The sequence below is a fragment of the Methanomicrobiales archaeon genome (assembly GCA_030019205.1).
Lineage (GTDB): Archaea > Halobacteriota > Methanomicrobia > Methanomicrobiales > JACTUA01 > JASEFH01.
Map to the genome: position 1 here is coordinate 54,055 of JASEFH010000018.1, position 1,411 is coordinate 55,465.

The window sequence follows — 1,411 nt, forward strand, 5'->3', positions numbered from 1 at the left end:
TTTTGCGCGCGACGTACTCCTGCAGGCCGTCCCTAAGGGCAGGAGGCACCGCCCCCTCGGCAAGGGCCGCCTCGGCAACGGCGGCGAAGGGGTGATCCTCGACGGCGCGGACCTGGTGAACCGCGCTGTCCGCGTTCTCCGCGTGGTAGACTGCCCCGGCGCGCCAGGTGAAGGCGATCGGATACTGCAGGGCGATCCGCCCCCACAGATCGGTATCCTCGCCCCACCAGGCATCGGTCCTGAACCCCCGGAACTCGGCGAGCTTCTCTTTTGGGATGGCTACTGCGGAGGTGATGAGCGGGCCGTCTCCCATCGCGGCGGTCTCGAAGTAGTTGGGGATCAGCCCTTCCCAGGGCGGAGGGGGCAGCCCCCTGATATCTGCGGGCAACGTTCTCCCTCCTGCCGTATGCACGTGATAGGCCGTCGCGCAGGCTCCGGCCCGGGGGTATCTCTCGCGGAGCCGGAGCAGTGTCTTGAGGTGATGCGGGAGCCACTCGTCGTCGGCATCCAGAAAGGCGATGAGGTCAGCCCGGGACATGGCAATGCCCTGGTTGCGCGCCCGGGACACTCCTCTACCCCGCTGCTGCACCACACGCACCCGGGGGTCGCCCATACCCCGCACGATCGCGGGACCGCGATCGTCCGAATTCCCGTCGACGACGATCGCCTCGAAATCCTGCACGGTCTGGGAGAGGACAGATCGGACGGCCCGCTCGATAAAGAGCCCCGCGTTGTAGAGCGGAATGATCACCGATACCCGTGGTGAGTGCGTCATGCCATCGATATGTCCCTGCATTCTCGAATCCCCCGCACACCGGATCGGGCAAGAGCCCGAACCTGGAGCCACATTCGGCATCATCGCAGATGCTGCTGCAGGAATAAAAGGGTGATGGATGCGGCGAATTGCGGCAAACCTACCTTCCCAGCAGCCTCCACATCGCCCGATACCCCTTGTACAGAGGAGCGGGGATGCGGGCAGTCAGGAGAAGCCGATCACGGTCGCGCGCAAACGTGCGGGTGCGGCAGTGGCGTAGCTGCTTCCGCGCCAGATCGGGTCGGCCGGCGAGGATGTTGCGGGCGGCGGTCTGCAGCTGCTTCTTCGCGACGACATACTCCTGAAGATCCGAAAGGATGACAGGATCCACGGTTCCGGCCGCTATCGCCTCTTCCGCCGTGGCGATGAAGGGGTTGTCCCCCAGCGGCTGCTCGCGATCGGACACTCTGTCACCGAGATGCGTCTGGTACACCGCGCCGATCCTCCGGCTGAAGGCGATCGGATACTGGAGGGCGATCTTCCCCCAGAGATCGGTATCCTCACCCCACCACTCGCCTTCGGTGAACCCGCCGAGCCTGACGAGCACTTCTTTCGGGACCGCGGCCGAGGATGCGGTGAGCAGCCCCTCCCCCAGGG

General features: G+C 65.6%; 2 protein-coding genes. Both read right to left on the reverse strand.

The window, feature by feature from the left end; translation table 11 throughout:
* On the reverse strand, positions 1 to 796 hold a 796-nt coding region (locus QMC96_10055), incomplete at its 3' end, for a glycosyltransferase family 2 protein (protein MDI6877099.1).
* 118 nt (positions 797 to 914) lie between these two features.
* Positions 915 to 1,411 (reverse strand): hypothetical protein (locus QMC96_10060; GenBank protein ID MDI6877100.1); only part of this gene is annotated, 497 nt, incomplete at its 5' end.